The 15,129-nt window shown below is 65.5% G+C and carries 17 protein-coding genes; 11 read left to right on the top strand and 6 right to left on the bottom strand.

What is annotated here, in order from left to right; translation table 11 throughout:
- Positions 1-20 precede the first annotated feature (20 nt).
- The 3 genes from ACFXP9_RS06765 to ACFXP9_RS06755 form a co-directional block, all read right to left on the bottom strand.
- A complete protein-coding gene (locus ACFXP9_RS06765; protein ID WP_397207211.1) occupies positions 21-425 on the bottom strand; it encodes a c-type cytochrome in 405 nt (134 codons plus the stop codon).
- A 79-nt stretch (positions 426-504) separates the two neighbouring features.
- Positions 505-1,164, bottom strand: a complete 660-nt coding sequence (locus tag ACFXP9_RS06760) for an ABC transporter ATP-binding protein (protein WP_397207213.1) — start codon at positions 1,162-1,164, stop codon at positions 505-507.
- Complete coding sequence (locus ACFXP9_RS06755) at positions 1,157-2,443, bottom strand: lipoprotein-releasing ABC transporter permease subunit (protein ID WP_397207215.1); 1,287 nt, start codon at positions 2,441-2,443, stop codon at positions 1,157-1,159. Before ACFXP9_RS06755 ends, ACFXP9_RS06760 begins: the two co-directional genes overlap by 8 nt.
- Before the next feature lie 147 nt (positions 2,444-2,590).
- Between ACFXP9_RS06755 and radA the strand changes: the two genes are divergently transcribed.
- The 3 genes from radA (at position 2,591) to purF (ending at position 6,291) form a co-directional block, all read left to right on the top strand.
- Entirely contained in the window at positions 2,591-3,958 is a 1,368-nt protein-coding gene (gene radA / locus ACFXP9_RS06750; RefSeq protein WP_397207218.1) for a DNA repair protein RadA, read from the top strand.
- Between the two features lie 49 nt (positions 3,959-4,007).
- Positions 4,008-4,604 (top strand): CvpA family protein, encoded by a 597-nt coding sequence (locus ACFXP9_RS06745; RefSeq protein ID WP_397207220.1) that lies wholly within the window; start codon positions 4,008-4,010, stop codon positions 4,602-4,604.
- Between the two features lie 136 nt (positions 4,605-4,740).
- Positions 4,741-6,291, top strand: coding sequence for an amidophosphoribosyltransferase (gene purF / locus ACFXP9_RS06740; protein ID WP_397207222.1), 1,551 nt, complete (start codon positions 4,741-4,743; stop codon positions 6,289-6,291).
- 189 nt (positions 6,292-6,480) lie between these two features.
- On the opposite strand, the gene hisA is transcribed toward purF, so the two are convergent.
- Positions 6,481-7,197: a 1-(5-phosphoribosyl)-5-[(5-phosphoribosylamino)methylideneamino]imidazole-4-carboxamide isomerase gene (hisA, locus tag ACFXP9_RS06735; protein WP_397207224.1), complete on the bottom strand. Its 717-nt coding sequence runs from the start codon at positions 7,195-7,197 to the stop codon at positions 6,481-6,483.
- A gap of 146 nt (positions 7,198-7,343) precedes the next feature.
- Between hisA and ACFXP9_RS06730 the strand changes: the two genes are divergently transcribed.
- Entirely contained in the window at positions 7,344-7,727 is a 384-nt protein-coding gene (locus ACFXP9_RS06730) for a DUF2147 domain-containing protein (protein WP_397207226.1), read from the top strand.
- Between the two features lie 85 nt (positions 7,728-7,812).
- On the opposite strand, the gene hisH is transcribed toward ACFXP9_RS06730, so the two are convergent.
- Together hisH and hisB are read right to left on the bottom strand one after the other, a co-directional pair.
- On the bottom strand, positions 7,813-8,448 hold the full coding sequence (gene hisH / locus ACFXP9_RS06725; protein ID WP_397207228.1) for an imidazole glycerol phosphate synthase subunit HisH: 636 nt from the start codon (positions 8,446-8,448) through the stop codon (positions 7,813-7,815).
- Positions 8,448-9,035, bottom strand: a complete 588-nt coding sequence (gene hisB / locus ACFXP9_RS06720; RefSeq protein WP_397207449.1) for an imidazoleglycerol-phosphate dehydratase HisB — start codon at positions 9,033-9,035, stop codon at positions 8,448-8,450. Before hisB ends, hisH begins: the two co-directional genes overlap by 1 nt.
- Positions 9,036-9,230: 195 nt before the next feature.
- On the opposite strand from hisB, the gene ACFXP9_RS06715 reads away from it, so the two are divergent.
- From ACFXP9_RS06715 to accC, 7 genes are all read left to right on the top strand, one after another.
- Positions 9,231-10,931, top strand: a complete 1,701-nt coding sequence (locus ACFXP9_RS06715) for a BCCT family transporter (RefSeq protein ID WP_397207451.1) — start codon at positions 9,231-9,233, stop codon at positions 10,929-10,931.
- A gap of 107 nt (positions 10,932-11,038) precedes the next feature.
- Positions 11,039-11,656, top strand: a complete 618-nt coding sequence (locus ACFXP9_RS06710; RefSeq protein WP_397207230.1) for a hypothetical protein — start codon at positions 11,039-11,041, stop codon at positions 11,654-11,656.
- A gap of 3 nt (positions 11,657-11,659) precedes the next feature.
- Positions 11,660-12,022: a cell division protein ZapA gene (locus ACFXP9_RS06705; RefSeq protein WP_397207232.1), complete on the top strand. Its 363-nt coding sequence runs from the start codon at positions 11,660-11,662 to the stop codon at positions 12,020-12,022.
- 21 nt (positions 12,023-12,043) lie between these two features.
- Complete coding sequence (gene hisF, locus ACFXP9_RS06700) at positions 12,044-12,805, top strand: imidazole glycerol phosphate synthase subunit HisF (RefSeq protein ID WP_397207234.1); 762 nt, start codon at positions 12,044-12,046, stop codon at positions 12,803-12,805.
- Entirely contained in the window at positions 12,802-13,122 is a 321-nt protein-coding gene (locus tag ACFXP9_RS06695) for a phosphoribosyl-ATP diphosphatase (RefSeq protein ID WP_397207236.1), read from the top strand. The genes hisF and ACFXP9_RS06695 overlap by 4 nt, the downstream gene beginning before the upstream one ends.
- Before the next feature lie 131 nt (positions 13,123-13,253).
- Complete coding sequence (gene accB / locus ACFXP9_RS06690) at positions 13,254-13,763, top strand: acetyl-CoA carboxylase biotin carboxyl carrier protein (RefSeq protein ID WP_397207238.1); 510 nt, start codon at positions 13,254-13,256, stop codon at positions 13,761-13,763.
- Between the two features lie 7 nt (positions 13,764-13,770).
- Positions 13,771-15,123 carry an acetyl-CoA carboxylase biotin carboxylase subunit gene (gene accC, locus ACFXP9_RS06685; RefSeq protein ID WP_397207240.1) on the top strand — a complete coding sequence of 451 codons (1,353 nt, stop codon included), beginning with the start codon at positions 13,771-13,773 and terminating at the stop codon, positions 15,121-15,123.
- The last annotated feature ends 6 nt before the right edge of the window (positions 15,124-15,129 follow it).

The following is a 15,129-nucleotide window of genomic DNA, read 5'->3' as shown; positions in this document are numbered from 1 at the left end:
GCACCGGGGTGCCGCCTGTTTCATTTCTGCATCTTTTCGACATATTCGGCCAGCGCCACCAGCCGCCACGGGGTTGGGGTTTCGATGCCGTCGCCCGCATCATACATGACGGTCTTGCCCTCAAGCAGGTCGCCAAAGGCGGGCATCGGGCTTTCGCTTTTGCCCATGGTATAGCCGTCGATGCGGCTCATCACCCGCAGCCGGGGGAAGGTGCCGCCATTCTTGCGCGCCAGCAGCGTCAGGTCGGTGGGACGGGGCGTCAGGCCCTGACTGGCCGGGCCGTTGCCCTTGCCGGCAGGGCCATGGCAGGTGGCGCAATATTGCGCGTAATCGCCAGCGCCGGTGGTGATCTGCGCCTCGGGGGTGCAGGCCGCCGCAATAGACAGGATCGCCAGGGCGCAGATGGCAGGAATCGCTTTCAGCATGTCGGGGGTCCCTCTTGTCTTTGCGCCAGACTGGCCCGTCCGGCGCCCGCAGGCAAGTCCGCAGGCGGGGCCGCGTCCGCTAACCCAACCTGACCACCCGGTCCATGCGCGCCGCCAGATCGTGGTTATGCGTCGCGATCAGCGCCGACAGGCCGGTTTCGCGCACCAGATCCATCAGCACGGCAAAGACCCGGTCTGAGGTCTCCGGGTCAAGGTTGCCGGTCGGTTCATCCGCCAGCAGCAGCGCCGGTTCATTGGCCAGCGCGCGGCAAAAGGCGACGCGCTGTTGTTCGCCCCCCGACAGCGCGGCGGGGCGGTGATCGGCCCGCCCGGCAAGGCCGACACGGTCCAGCAGCATCCGCGCGCGGTCGCGCGCCTGCGCCTGCGCCACGCCATTGGCCAGTTGCGGCAGGATGATGTTTTCGGCGGCTGAAAATTCCGGCAGCAGGTGGTGGAACTGGTAAACAAAGCCCAGATCCTGACGCCGCGCCAGCGTGCGGGCGCGGTCGGGCTGGCCGGTCATGTCCCTGCCCCCGACCACGACGCGCCCGCGGTCAGGTGTGTCCAGCAGCCCGGCAATATGCAGCAGCGTCGATTTGCCCGCGCCCGAGGGGGCGACCAGCGCCACCACCTCGGCCCGTTTGACGGTCAGCGACAGGTCGCGCAGCACCTCGACCGGGGCGGCGCCGTTGCGGCCATAGGTTTTGGAAATGGAGTCGAGGATTAAAACATCATTCATAACGCAGCGCCTCGACCGGGTTCATGCGCGCCGCGCGCCGTGCCGGAAAGATGGTGACGATAAAGGACAGCACCAGCGACAGGCTGACAGCGCGGAAAATATCCCATGCCCGCAATTCCGCCGGCAGGCGATAGATGCCGCGCACCTCGGGCTGCCAGGCATTGCCGCCGGTGGCGCCGTTCAGAAGCGCCATGATATTGTCCACATTGACCGCCAACAGCACGCCAAGCGCCACGCCCGCAATCGTGCCGATCACGCCGGTAAAGGCCCCGCACAGGAAAAACACCCGCATCACCGCGCCTTCGGTCAGGCCCATGGTGCGCAAGATGCCAATATCGCGGCCCTTGTTCTTGACCAGCATCACCAGCCCCGAGGTGATATTCATCGACGCAATCAGCACCAGCACCGACAGGATGACGAACATCACGTCATCCTCCATATCCAGCGCTGCCAGGAAAGAGCCGGAACTGTCGCGCCAGGTCCAGACCTGCGCGCCTTCGGCGGCGGCCTGAATCAGCGGCAGGGTCCAGTTATCGACATGTTCGGGGTCGGTGACGAACACCTGAATTTCATCGGCCACCCCCTCGCGGTTGAAATAGCTCTGCGCCTCGGCCAGCGGCATATAGATGCGGGTGCGGTCAATGTCATAGCGCCCGGCGCTGAAGATAAAGCTGACCTGATAGGCATTGACGCGCGGGGTGACGCCGAAGGGTGTCTTGGCGCCGTTGGGCGAAATCAGCTTGATCCGGTCGCCCACCGTGACGCCCAATTCGCGGGCGATGCCGCTGCCAATGGCGATGCCGCTGTCGAAATCGTCCAGATTGCCCTGCGACGTGCCGGGGTTCACGATACGCGACAAATCATTCAGCGCGTCGCGGGTGATGCCGTAAACCTCGGCCACATTGGACGCGTCGTTATTGGTGGCCATCACCTGCCCGCGGATGACCGGCGCGGCATGGGTGACGCCCGGCACCGCCGCAATGCGGGCGGTCATGGCGTCGTAATCGCTGATCCGCCCCGGCACCACCACGTCATCGGCAATCACCTGCGGTCCCAGATAGACGCTGGAATGCGCATTGGCGCCAAGGATGGTGTCAACGAATTCAGCCCGGAACCCGGCCCGCACCGCCAGCGTCGCGATCAGGGCCATCACCCCCAGCGCGATGCCGATCAGGCTGATCCAGGTCATCACGCTGACGCCGCCTTCGGCACGGCGGGCGCGCAGGTAACGCCAGGCGATCAGGAATTCGTATCGGGAAAACGGCGCGGGGCTGGACATCGGGCCTCGGGTTGGTGGCTGGCTGTGCTTGGGCGCAACCTGACCGCAACCGCGCCCCGGCGCAAGGCCAAGTCGCATTGCTGGAAGGGATGTGATTTGCCTGTTATCAGTGGGCACCCAATCCCCGGCGCAGCGACAGGACCGTTCATGGCCAAAGCCCTTACCACCTTTACCTGCACCGCCTGCGGCGCCAGCCACCGCAAATGGGCGGGGCGCTGTGACGCCTGCGGGGCATGGAACACCATCGTCGAAGAGGCCCCCCTGTCGCATGGTCCGGCGGGCAAGGGGTTGGGGGCGGCCAAGGGCAAGGCGGTGGCCCTGTCGGGCCTGAACGCGACCGAGGCCCCGCCCCCCCGCGCCCTGTCGGGCCTGTCGGAACTGGACCGCGTGCTTGGCGGCGGTCTGGTCGCAGGCAGCGCCATTCTGGTTGGCGGCGATCCCGGCATCGGCAAATCCACACTGCTGTTGCAGGGCGCTGCGGCCTTTGCCCGCGCCGGGCTGAACGCCATCTATATCAGCGGCGAAGAGGCCAGCGCACAGGTTCGTATGCGGGCACAGCGGCTGGGTCTGGCCGATGCGCCGGTGCGGCTGGGTTCGGCCACCGCGCTGCGCGACATCCTGACCACGCTGGACCGCGAGCGCCCCGACATCGCGGTGATCGATTCGATCCAGACCCTGTGGGCCGACACGGTCGAGGCCGCGCCCGGATCGGTGGCACAGGTCCGCGCCAGCGCGCACGAGCTGGTGACCTTTGCCAAGCGCAGCGGCGTTGCCGTGGTGCTGGTCGGTCATGTCACCAAAGAGGGCCAGATCGCCGGCCCGCGCGTGGTCGAACACATGGTCGACACGGTGCTGTATTTCGAGGGCGAGCGCGGCCACCAGTTCCGCATTCTGCGCAGCGTCAAGAACCGCTTTGGCCCCGCAGACGAGATCGGCGTGTTCGAGATGACCGGTGCCGGTCTGGCCGAGGTCGCCAACCCCTCGGCGCTGTTTCTGTCCGAGCGCGGCCAGCCCACCCCCGGCAGCGCGGTTTTCGCCGGCATCGAAGGCACCCGCCCCGTGCTGACCGAGGTGCAGGCACTGGTCGCGCCCTCAACCCTGGCCAGCCCGCGCCGCACGGTGGTGGGGCTGGATTCGGGCCGTGTCAGCACCATCCTTGCGGTGCTGGAAAGCCGCTGCGGCATCCCGTTTACCGGGCTGGACGTGTTCCTGAACGTCGCCGGCGGGATGCGGGTGCTGGAACCGGCGGCGGATCTGGCCATTGCAGGTGCCCTTCTGTCCGCGCGCGAGGACACCGCCCTGCCCCCCGAGGCGGTGCTTTTTGGTGAAATCTCGCTGTCGGCGGCGCTGCGCCCGGTGGCACAGGCCGAAAACAGGTTGAAAGAAGCCCGGAAACTTGGTTTCTCACGGGCAATCATGCCCGAGGCGCAAAAGGTCGAGGGCGGGGATGGAATGCGGCTGGACCGGATGGGCGACCTGACGCGTTTCGTGGGCGAGACATTCGGCGCCGGGTGATCAGCCACAGTCTGAAAAACGGCGCGAAACAGGGGTTAGGAACGGGTTCATGGACGGTTTCACCATTATCGACGGCATTGTTGCGGCCGTTATCATCCTGTCGGCCATTCTGGCCTGGTCACGCGGTTTCGTGCGCGAATCGCTGTCGATTCTGGGCTGGATCGGGGCGGCGGTGCTGGCCTTCATCTTTGCCCCGACGGTGCGCCCGATGGTGGCGCAGGTGCCGTTTCTGGACAAATTCCTGAATGACAGTTGCGAACTGGCCACGATTGCCGCCTTTGCGGTGGTGTTTGCCATCGCGCTGGTGCTGTTTTCCATCATCACGCCGCTGTTTTCTGGCGTCGTCCAGCGTTCGGCCCTTGGCGGGATCGACCAGGGGATGGGGCTTTTGTTCGGCGTGGCGCGCGGCATCCTTTTGGTGGCGGTGGCCTTTATCGTCTATGACCGTGTGATTGCCGGCGACGGCGTGGCGCAGGTGGAAAATTCGCGCTCGGCGCAGGTGTTCCAGCGGATGCGCGGCCAGATGGATCAGCAGATCCCGCAGGACGCGCCGGGCTGGGTGGTGCAGCGTTACGAACAACTGGTGCGCGGCTGCGCCCTGCCCCAGACCGCCCCCGCCGGCACGGCCCCCGCCAGCGCCAACTGAACGCTGGCGCGGCCCGCCCGCACATGACAGGCAGATGACAGATTTTCGCCCCGATCGCCGCCTCGGGGCGTGACTTTCAGGCGCGGGCGGCGTAGACGGGACGCGACCCAGCCACAGACAAGCCAAGGCCCGGACGATGACCCAGCCCTTTATCGCCGATCCGTTCGATCATGACCGCCTGCACGAGGAATGCGGCGTCTTTGGTGCCATCGGCGTCAGCGATGCCGCAAATTTCGTCGCCCTTGGCCTGCACGCGCTGCAACATCGCGGTCAGGAAGCCGGCGGCATCATCGCCCATGACAGTGATCACGGCTTTAACAGCGCGCATCGCTTTGGCTATGTGCGCGATAACTTCACCAAGTCCGACGTGATGCAGACATTGCCCGGACCACTGGCCATCGGTCATGTCCGCTATTCCACCGCCGGAACCAAGGCTGCCACCGCAATCCGCGATGTGCAGCCTTTTTTTGGTGAATTCAGCATGGGCGGCTGTGCCATCGCGCATAACGGCAATATCACCAACGCGGCGGCGCTGCGGCGCGAACTGATCGAGCGCGGCAGCATCTTCCAGTCCTCGTCCGACAGCGAATGCATCATTCACCTGATGGCGCGGTCGATCCAGCGCTCGATCCCCGAACGCATGAAAGACGCGCTGCGCCGGATCGAGGGCGCCTTCAGCGTCATCGCCATGACCCGGACCAAGCTGATCGGGGTGCGCGACCCGCTGGGGGTGCGCCCGCTGGTTCTGGGCCGCATTGGCGAGGATGGCTATGTTCTGGCCTCGGAAACCTGCGCGCTGGACATTATCGGCGCCGAATTCCTGCGCGAGATCGAGCCGGGCGAAATGGTGGTGATCGCCAAGGGCCATGTCGAAAGCTCGCGCCCGTTCGGGCCGTCCAAAGGCCGGTTCTGCATTTTCGAGCATGTCTATTTCAGCCGCCCCGATTCCATTATCGGCGGGCGCTCGGTCTATGAAACCCGGCGCCAGATCGGCGTCGAACTGGCCCGCGAAGCCCCGGTCGAGGCCGATCTGGTCTGTCCCGTCCCCGACAGCGGCACCCCGGCGGCCATCGGCTATGCCCATGAAAGCGGCATCCCCTATGGCATGGGCATTATCCGCAACCAGTATATGGGCCGCACCTTCATCGAGCCGACCGAACAGATCCGCAATATGGGCGTGCGGCTGAAGCTGAATGTCAACCGCGCGCTGATCAAAGGCAAACGGGTGGTGCTGGTCGACGATTCGGTGGTGCGCGGCACCACCAGCCGCAAGATCAAGGACATGATCCTGGATGCCGGCGCCGCCGAGGTGCATTTCCGCATCGCCTCGCCACCGACCGCATGGCCGTGCTTTTACGGCGTCGACACCCCCGACCGCGACAAGCTGCTGGCCGCGCAGATGAGCACCGAACAAATGCGCGACTGGATCGGCGTCGATTCGCTGGCCTTCGTGACGCTGGACGGTCTGTATCGCGCCGCAGGCGAAGCCGGGGGCCGCAATGCCAGCTGCCCGCAATATTGCGATGCCTGTTTCTCGGGCGATTATCCGGTGGCGCCCTTCGACCAGTTGCAGCGCGGTTTCCGCATGAAGCCCGACACCCGCTCCGGCGATATGGAGGCCCTGCCCGACCAAAGCGGCTATCGCCCCGTCGCCCACACGCTGGGTCCGGTCGAGGCGGCGGAATAGTCGCGGCAAGGGGGCGCTCGCGCCCCCTCTGGCCCTGACGGGCCATTCACCCCCGAAGGTATTTCAGACAGAAGCGAGGCATGGGCCTGTGCCGATATGGGTCAGCGCCCGCCTGCCCGCTTCTTCGTTGTCCAAATACCCGTGACCCGCACCTTGCCACCTTTGCGGCATCAGGGTGGGCCTGCCCTCTCAGGCCAGCGCCGCCAGCGCTGCGCCAAGGTCAAGTGCCCCGTCATACAGCGCCCGCCCGGAAATCGCGCCTGAAATCACGCCGGTCTCGCGCAGCGCCATCAGGTCGGCCATTGAGGACACACCGCCCGAGGCGATGACCGGAATATCCACCGCGCGGGCCAGCGCCTCGGTCGCGGGGATGTTCGGGCCCTGCATGGCGCCGTCGCGGTCGATATCGGTATAGATGATCGCCGCGACCCCGGCATCCTGAAAGCTGCGGGCCAGATCGGTGACCATGATTTCGGTTTCCTCGGCCCAACCGCGGGTGGCGACACGGCCTTTGCGGGCATCGACGCCGACCGCGATCTGGCCGGGAAAGGCGCGTGCCGCCTGACGCACCAGATCGGGGTTTTCCACCGCAACCGTGCCAAGGATCACCCGCGCCAGCCCCTTGTCCAGCCAGCGTTCGATGGTGGCCATGTCGCGGATGCCCCCGCCAAGCTGGGCCGGGATGTCGGTGGCTGACAGTATCGCCTCGACCGCATCGGCATTGACGGGCTGGCCGGCAAAGGCGCCGTTCAGGTCGACCAGATGCAGCCATTTAGCCCCGGCATCCTGAAAGGCGCGGGCCTGCGCGGCGGGGTCGGTGCCGAAAACGGTCGCGGCCTCCATCTCGCCGCGCAGCAGGCGCACGCAATTGCCGTCTTTCAGGTCGATGGCGGGATAAAGGATCATGGTGCAGGCCCCCTTGAAAATGCTCTGCGCTATGTGACACAGGCCAGCGCGGTGGGAAAGCCATGAACAGCGACCCCACGTCATGCTTTACAGGTCCGGCGCGCGGGCCGCAGGATGAACACATCTATTCCGGGGAGGAAAAGCACATGAAACTGACCGCCATCACCACGGCACTGGCCCTTTGCGCGGGGGCCGCCATGGCCGACCCGATCGAGGGGGTCTGGCAGACCCAGCCTGACGAAGGGTCTTTTGCCCATGTCCAGATCGCGCCTTGCGGGGCCGGGTTTTGCGGCACCATCACCCGCACTTTCAAGGGCAAGGAAGAATACAAATCGCCCAATGTCGGCAAACAGATCGTCATCGGCATGGCCCCGCAAGGTGGCGGCACCTACAAGGGCAAGGTGCTGCGCCCGGCCAATGGCAAGATCTATAACGGCAAGGCCCAGATCAGCGGCAAAAACATGAGCCTGTCGGGCTGTGTCGCCGGTGGCCTGATCTGCAAAAGCCAAAGCTGGGTCAAGGTTCAGTAAGCGCCGCGCCGCTTACCCATCGTCACGACACAGTGGGCGGCCCCATGCGGGCCGCCTTTTGCCTGCGCCGCGCCTGCTGTCAGCCTCAGGGCCGCCAGGCCAGAAAATTGGCGATCAGCCGCAGCCCCAGATCCGAGGATTTCTCGGGGTGGAACTGGGTGCCGATGATATTGTCGCGCCCGACAATCGCCGTCACCGCGCCGCCGTAATCGACATGGGCCAGCAGATGGGCCGGGTTGTCAGGATGAAACTGCCAGCCATGCACGAAATAGGCGTGATCGCCCGTGGTGATGCCCGCCAGCACCGGATGCGGGCGGTCGATGACCAGATCGTTCCAGCCCATATGCGGCACTTTCAGCGCCGGGTCCGCCGGTCGGATGGCCTCGATCGTGCCGCCGATCCAGTCCAGACCGGCGGTGTCGCGATATTCCAGCCCGCGCGTGGCCAGCATCTGCATTCCCACGCAGATGCCCATGAAGGGCACGCCATCATTCAGCACCCGCTGGCGCAGGGCATCGACCATGCCGGGAACGCCCTCCAGCGCGGCGCGGCAGGCCGGGAAGGCGCCATCGCCGGGCAGCACGATGCGGTCGGCACGGCGCAGCTGATCGGGGTCCGAGGTCACAACCACCGTCGCGTCCAGATCGCGCCCCATCCGCGCAAAGGCCTTTTCCGCCGAATGCAGGTTGCCCGAATCGTAATCGACCAGAACCACCCGCATCACAGCGCCCCCTTGGTCGAGGGCAGGCTGTCGGTCATGCGCGGGTCGGGTTCGACCGCCTCGCGCAGGGCGCGGGCAACGGCCTTGAACCCGGCCTCGGCAATGTGGTGGCTGTTGATGCCGTGGATGCGGTCCAGATGCAGGGTGATGCCGCCATGGGTGGACAGGGCCTGAAAGAATTCGCGCACCAGTTCGGTGTCGAAGCTGCCGATCTTTTGCGTCGGCAGGTCCAGCCCCCAGACCAGAAACGGCCGCGCCGACAGGTCCAGCGCCGCGCGCACCAGCGTGTCATCCATTGGCAGCAGGCAGGCACCGTAACGGCGGATGCCGCGCTTGTCCCCCAGCGCCTCGCGCAGGGCCTGCCCCAGCGCGATACCGGTATCCTCGACCGTGTGGTGGTCGTCGATATGCAGGTCGCCCTCGGCGCGGATGGTCATGTCGATCAGCGAATGCCGTGACAACTGGTCCAGCATGTGGTCGAAAAACCCGACCCCGGTGCTGTTGTCATAGCGCCCGGTGCCGTCGAGGTCGATCTCGACCGAGATGCGGGTTTCCGAGGTGTTGCGGCTGACAGAGGCCTTGCGCATGGGGCGATCCTTTCCTGTGCTGGCCGGGTTATAGAAAGCCCGCGCCGCCTTGCCAAACCCGATTTTCGGCGCAGCGGTGGTCATTCTGACGCTTTTGTGAGAGTTTAGCGCCATCATTGACGAAAACGAGGCATTTAAATGACTGACCCGATCCACGGTCCCGGTCACCCCGGCGACCCGCGATACGAGGAACCCATTCTGGACGGACACCCGGAAAACGTGCCGGATGCCGAGACCGAGACCATCCCCGAACCAGAAGGCGCGACCGCTGTCATCGACACCGATTACGAGATCGGGCAGGACAATGTCAGCCACGCGATCACGCTGGAATTCGATATCCACAAAGCGGTGTTTTTCATCTCGGCCATCGCCATCGTGGTGTTCACGCTTGGCACGCTGATCCTGCAAATCGTCACCGCCAACCCGCCCCTTGATGGCGTGGCCCAACCCAGCGGGGTTGAAAATTTCTTTACCAGCCTGCGCGGTTTTCTGACCGGCAATCTGGACTGGTTCTTCCTGATGGCCGGCAATATTTTCGTGCTGCTGTGCATCGGCCTGATCATCAGCCCGCTTGGCAGCGTGCGTCTGGGTGGTCCCGAGGCAACGCCCGATTTCACCCTGTTTGGCTGGTTCGCGATGCTGTTTGCCGCCGGTATGGGCATCGGGCTGATGTTTTATGGCGTGTCCGAACCGATGAGCCATTTCTCAAGCGCGCTGGGGGGCATCGACATCGAGGACGGGCTGCGCACCGACTGGGCCCCGCTTGAGGGGGCGGCGGGCGACCCGCTGGCCGCGCGGCGTCTGGGGATGGCGGCGACCATCTTTCACTGGGGCCTGCACCCTTGGGCGATTTATGCCGTGGTGGCGCTGGCGCTGGCCTTGTTCAGCTATAACAAGGGCTTGCCGCTGACGATGCGGTCGGTTTTCTATCCCATCTTTGGCGAGGCCGTCTGGGGCTGGGTCGGCCATATCATCGACATTCTGGCGGTATTTGCGACCATTTTCGGTCTGGCGACCTCGCTGGGGTTCGGGGCCGAACAGGCGACCGCCGGTCTGAACTTTCTGTTCGGGATTCCGGCCACCAACATGACCAAGATCCTGCTGATTCTGGCGATCACCGGCGTGGCCACGATGTCGGTCATTCTGGGGGTGGAAAAAGGCGTCAAGCTGTTGTCCGAGGCCAATATGGTGCTGGCCTTCATGCTGCTGGTCTTTGTGATGCTGGTCGGTCCGACATGGCAGATCGTGACCGGATTTTTCGCCAATCTGGGGGCCTATGCGCAGGATCTGCTGCCGCTGTCGAACCCGTTCGGGCGCAGTGACGACAATTTCCGTCAGGGCTGGACGGCGTTTTACTGGGCATGGTGGATCAGCTGGTCGCCGTTCGTCGGCATGTTCATTGCCCGCGTCTCGCGCGGTCGCACGGTGCGTCAGTTCCTGATCGCGGTGCTGCTGATCCCGGCTCTCATCTCGGTTCTGTGGATGACGGCGCTGGGGGGCACGGCGATTTCGCAATATCTGGGCGGCTTTACCGGTGTTGCCGATGCGGCGCTGGAACTGAAGCTGTTCGTGATGCTGGAACAATTGCCGCTGCATCAGATCTCCAGCTTTATCGGCATTGTTCTGGTGATCGTGTTCTTTGTCACCTCGTCCGATTCCGGGTCGCTGGTGATCGACACCATCTCGGCCGGGGGCAAGATGCACGCGCCGGTGCCCCAGCGCATCTTCTGGTGCAGCTTCGAGGGTCTGCTGGCCGTGGCGCTGATGCTGGGGGGCGGTCTGACCGCGTTGCAGGCCATGGCGGTCTCGACCGGGCTGCCCTTTACCATCGTGCTGCTGGGGGCGTGCTATGCCATCGTCAAGGGCCTGATCAGCGAACGCCGGGTGCTTGACTGACCCGCAGGGCGGTAAAAACACACGGAACGGGCGGGGCTTGTCCCGCCCGTTCTTGTTTTCGGGGCGGGCATTTGCCAAAACAGGGGCGCAAAAGGATGGATACACGGATGAGCGAACTTGCCAGTTTCGAACAGCGGCTGATCGCGGCGCTGGACCGGATCGACTATTCCCTCGACATGGCGGCGCGTCAGGGCGGCAGCCCCGCCATGCCCGCCGCGGATACGGATGGCGATGAAACCGCCGCGCTGCGGGCGGAAAACGCCCATCTGCGCCAGCGGCTGGAGGCCGCCGTGGCCACCTTGCCGGGGTTTTCGGACGCGACCCTGCAAGCGACGGCGGCCAAACCCGGTGCCGGGGCGCTGGCACAGGTTGACTCGCGGCTGTCGCAGGCCACGCGCGAGGCCGCCCGTCTGGCCGCCGCGAACGAGGATCTGATGGCCGCGAATCGCGCGCTGATGCAGGCGATGACCGGCGATGACAAGCTGGACGCCCTGCGCAGCGCGCTGGAGGCCGAGGCCGAGGCCCTGCGCGCCGCCCGCGCCGCCGAGGTTGCGCAAATGGGCGATGTTCTGGCCGCGCTCGAGGATCTGCTGTCGCGCCGCCAGCGCCCCGACCCGGTCGCGGCCCCCCGCTCGCTGCCTGAAACCGGCCCGCTGCCTGAAACCGACCCCGCCCTGCCCGAACCGGTGTCGCCCGACACCGCCGCCGACAGCCAGAAGGACTAAGCCATGCCCGACGTCGATTTCCGCATTGGCAACCGCGATTATTCGCTGTCCTGCCAGCCCGGCGAAGAAGAGCTGCTGCGCCGGGCCGCCACCATGCTGGACACCGAGGCACAGGCGATTCTGGAACAGGTCGGCCGGATGCCCGAACCCCGCCTGCTGCTGCTGGCCGGGCTGATGCTGGCCGACCGCGCCTCGGCGATGGAGGACCGCGCCGCATCCGCCGAACGCGCGCTGGCGCGGATGAAATCCAACCCGCCGGAGCGTCAGGTGCCGGTCATTCCCGCCGACCTTCAGGACGCGCTGGCCGAACTGGCCGCCCGCGCCGAGGCGATTGCCGACAAGGCCGAAGAACAGCTTCAGGGCTAAGCGCCCCCGCACAGGACCGACATGCTGAAAACCCGTATCATTCCCTGTCTCGACGTGGCCGACGGGCGCGTCGTCAAGGGCGTCAATTTCGTCGACCTGATCGACGCCGGCGACCCGGTCGAGGCCGCGCGCGCCTATGACGCCGCCGGCGCGGACGAGATCTGCTTTCTGGATATTCACGCCACCCATGAAAACCGTGGCACCATGTATGATCTGGTGACGCGCACGGCGGAACAGTGTTTCATCCCGCTGACCGTGGGCGGCGGCGTGCGCAGCCACCACGATGTGCGCGACCTGCTGCTGGCCGGGGCCGACAAGGTGTCGTTCAATTCCGCAGCGGTTGCCAACCCCGATGTGCTGGCCGGGGCCGCTGACCGGTTCGGCAGCCAGTGCATCGTCTGCGCCATCGACGCCAAGACCGTGGCGCCGGGGCAATGGCAGATCTTTACCCATGGCGGGCGCAAACCCACCGGCATCGACGCGGTCGAATTCGCCCGCACGGTCGCGGCCAAAGGCGCGGGCGAGATCCTGCTGACCAGCATGGACCGCGACGGCACCAAGGCGGGCTTTAACCTTGATCTGACCCGCACCATCGCGGATGCGGTCGACATTCCGGTCATCGCCTCGGGCGGGGTGGGCACGCTGGACCATTTCGTCGAAGGCGTGCGCGACGGCCATGCCAGCGCGGTTCTGGCGGCCTCGGTCTTTCATTTCGGCACGTTCACCATCGGTCAGGTCAAGGACCACATGGCCGCCGCCGGCATCCCCGTGAGGCACAGATGAGCACCGCTTTCGACCGTCTGGACGCCACCATCGCGGCCCGCAAAACCGCCGGCACCGGCACCAGCTGGACCGCGCAACTGCTGGCCAAAGGCCCCGAGAAATGCGCCGAGAAATTCGGTGAAGAAGCCATCGAGGCCGTGATCGAGGCCGTGCGCGGCGACCGAGACCGGCTGGTGGCCGAGGGGGCGGATGTGATCTATCACCTTGCCGTCATGCTGGCCGCGCGCGACCTGTCGCTGGCCGATGTCGCGGCGGAACTGACCCGTCGCGAGGGGCGGTCGGGTCTGGATGAAAAAGCCGCGCGCAAGCCGGGCTAAGGACAGCGCCTTCCCCCGCGCGGACGGGGCCAGGGGGCGCATCCTTGCTTTTCTTGCCGCAGCGTTAACGCTATAACCGGCGCAATCCGCCGCGCGATCAGAACGCGGCACCTTACATGGCAGAGGACGGCATGACCGACGACACCAAGACCACCAACCAGACCCACGAGGGCGATGTCGCCTTCATTCAGGCGCTGGCCGAGCTGCTGAATCGCAATGACCTGACCGAATTGTCGGTCAAGCGTGAATATGACGAAAACGACCGTCTGACCGTCAGCCTGTCCAAGCAGGGCAAGCATGTCATGGTTCAGGCCGCCGCCCCGGCGCTGGCCGCCCCTGCCGCGGCCCCGGCACCGGCTGCGCCTGCCGCCCCCGCCGTCGCCACCCCCGAAGACCCCGCCAGCCTGCCCGGTGCGGTGACCTCGCCCATGGTCGGCACGGCCTATCTGGCGCCGGAACCCGGTGCCGCGGCCTTTGTGCAGGTCGGTCAGCAGGTGGCCGAGGGCGACACGCTGCTGATCGTCGAGGCGATGAAAACCATGAACCACATCCCCGCCCCGCGTGCCGGGACCGTCCGCCGCATCCTGGTCGAGGATGGCAGCCCGGTCGAATTCGGCGCCCCCCTGATGGTGGTCGAGTGAGGCACAGATGTTCGACAAGATCCTGATCGCCAATCGCGGCGAAATCGCGCTGCGGGTGATCCGCGCCTGCCGTGAAATGGGCATTGCCAGCGTCGCGGTGCATTCCACCGCCGATGCCGACGCGATGCATGTGCGCATGGCCGATGAATCGGTCTGCATCGGGCCTGCGCCCTCGACCGACAGCTATCTGTCGATGCCGGCGCTGATCTCGGCCTGCGAGATCACCGGCGCGCAGGCAATCCATCCCGGCTATGGCTTCTTGTCCGAAAATGCCGGTTTCGCGCAGATGCTGGAAGATCACGGCATCACCTTTATCGGCCCCTCGGCGGAACATATCCGCATCATGGGCGACAAGATCACCGCCAAGGACACGATGAAGGCGCTTGGCGTGCCCTGCGTGCCGGGCAGCGATGGCGGGGTGGACGATATCGACACCGCCAAACGCGTCGCGCTTGCGATCGGCTATCCGGTGATCATCAAGGCCACTGCCGGCGGGGGCGGGCGCGGCATGAAGGTTGCGCAGGACGAGGCCGCGCTGGAGGTTGCCTTCCGCACCGCCCGCGCCGAGGCCAAGGCCGCCTTTGGCAACCCCGATGTCTATATCGAGAAATACCTGACCCGCCCGCGTCATATTGAAATTCAGGTCTTTGGGGATGGGCAGGGCCGCGCGGTTCATCTGGGGGAACGCGACTGTTCGCTGCAACGCCGCCACCAGAAAGTGCTGGAAGAGGCCCCCGGCCCCTGCATCACCGAGGAACAGCGCGCCCGGATCGGCAAGATCTGTTCCGACGCGGTGGCCCGGATCGGCTATTCCGGGGCGGGCACGATCGAATTTCTGTTCGAGGATGGCGAGTTCTATTTCATCGAGATGAACACCCGCCTTCAGGTCGAACACCCGGTGACCGAGGCGATCTATGGCGTCGATCTGGTGCGCCAGCAGATCCGCGTTGCCGCTGGCCTGCCGATGGAATTCGATCAGGACAAGCTGTCGATTCGCGGTCACGCCATCGAGGTGCGGATCAATGCCGAAAAAGTTCCCGCCTTCACCCCCTGCCCCGGCCGCATCAGCCAGTATCACGCACCGGGCGGTCTTGGGGTGCGCATCGACAGCGCCATTTATGACGGCTATATGATCCCGCCCTATTACGACAGCCTGATCGGCAAGCTGATCGTACATGGCCGCGACCGCGACGAGGCCCTGTCCCGCCTGCGCCGCGCCCTTGGCGAGATCATCGTCGATGGCGTCGACACCACGATCCCGCTGTTCCGCGCCCTGCTTGAGGAACCCGATATCCTGAGCGGCAATTATTCGATCCACTGGCTGGAACGCTGGCTGGCCGCGCAGAATGCCGCAAAATGATCTGAA

The sequence above is a fragment of the Paracoccus jiaweipingae genome, from assembly GCF_044335505.1.
Taxonomy (GTDB): Bacteria; Pseudomonadota; Alphaproteobacteria; order Rhodobacterales; family Rhodobacteraceae; genus Paracoccus.
Note: the sequence above shows the minus strand (reverse complement) of the source record. Positions and strands in the feature narration are given on the sequence as shown.

Excerpts from the sequence above, each read along its gene's own strand:
- ACFXP9_RS06765 (WP_397207211.1), bottom strand. The coding sequence starts at position 425 with ATGCTGAAAGCGATTCCTGCCATCTGCGCCCTGGCGATCCTGTCTATT.
- ACFXP9_RS06760 (WP_397207213.1), bottom strand. The coding sequence starts at position 1,164 with ATGAATGATGTTTTAATCCTCGACTCCATTTCCAAAACCTATGGCCGC.
- ACFXP9_RS06755 (WP_397207215.1), bottom strand. The coding sequence starts at position 2,443 with ATGTCCAGCCCCGCGCCGTTTTCCCGATACGAATTCCTGATCGCCTGG.
- radA (WP_397207218.1), top strand. The coding sequence starts at position 2,591 with ATGGCCAAAGCCCTTACCACCTTTACCTGCACCGCCTGCGGCGCCAGC.
- ACFXP9_RS06745 (WP_397207220.1), top strand. The coding sequence starts at position 4,008 with ATGGACGGTTTCACCATTATCGACGGCATTGTTGCGGCCGTTATCATC.
- purF (WP_397207222.1), top strand. The coding sequence starts at position 4,741 with ATGACCCAGCCCTTTATCGCCGATCCGTTCGATCATGACCGCCTGCAC.
- hisA (WP_397207224.1), bottom strand. The coding sequence starts at position 7,197 with ATGATCCTTTATCCCGCCATCGACCTGAAAGACGGCAATTGCGTGCGC.
- ACFXP9_RS06730 (WP_397207226.1), top strand. The coding sequence starts at position 7,344 with ATGAAACTGACCGCCATCACCACGGCACTGGCCCTTTGCGCGGGGGCC.
- hisH (WP_397207228.1), bottom strand. The coding sequence starts at position 8,448 with ATGCGGGTGGTTCTGGTCGATTACGATTCGGGCAACCTGCATTCGGCG.
- hisB (WP_397207449.1), bottom strand. The coding sequence starts at position 9,035 with ATGCGCAAGGCCTCTGTCAGCCGCAACACCTCGGAAACCCGCATCTCG.
- ACFXP9_RS06710 (WP_397207230.1), top strand. The coding sequence starts at position 11,039 with ATGAGCGAACTTGCCAGTTTCGAACAGCGGCTGATCGCGGCGCTGGAC.
- ACFXP9_RS06705 (WP_397207232.1), top strand. The coding sequence starts at position 11,660 with ATGCCCGACGTCGATTTCCGCATTGGCAACCGCGATTATTCGCTGTCC.
- hisF (WP_397207234.1), top strand. The coding sequence starts at position 12,044 with ATGCTGAAAACCCGTATCATTCCCTGTCTCGACGTGGCCGACGGGCGC.
- ACFXP9_RS06695 (WP_397207236.1), top strand. The coding sequence starts at position 12,802 with ATGAGCACCGCTTTCGACCGTCTGGACGCCACCATCGCGGCCCGCAAA.
- accB (WP_397207238.1), top strand. The coding sequence starts at position 13,254 with ATGACCGACGACACCAAGACCACCAACCAGACCCACGAGGGCGATGTC.
- accC (WP_397207240.1), top strand. The coding sequence starts at position 13,771 with ATGTTCGACAAGATCCTGATCGCCAATCGCGGCGAAATCGCGCTGCGG.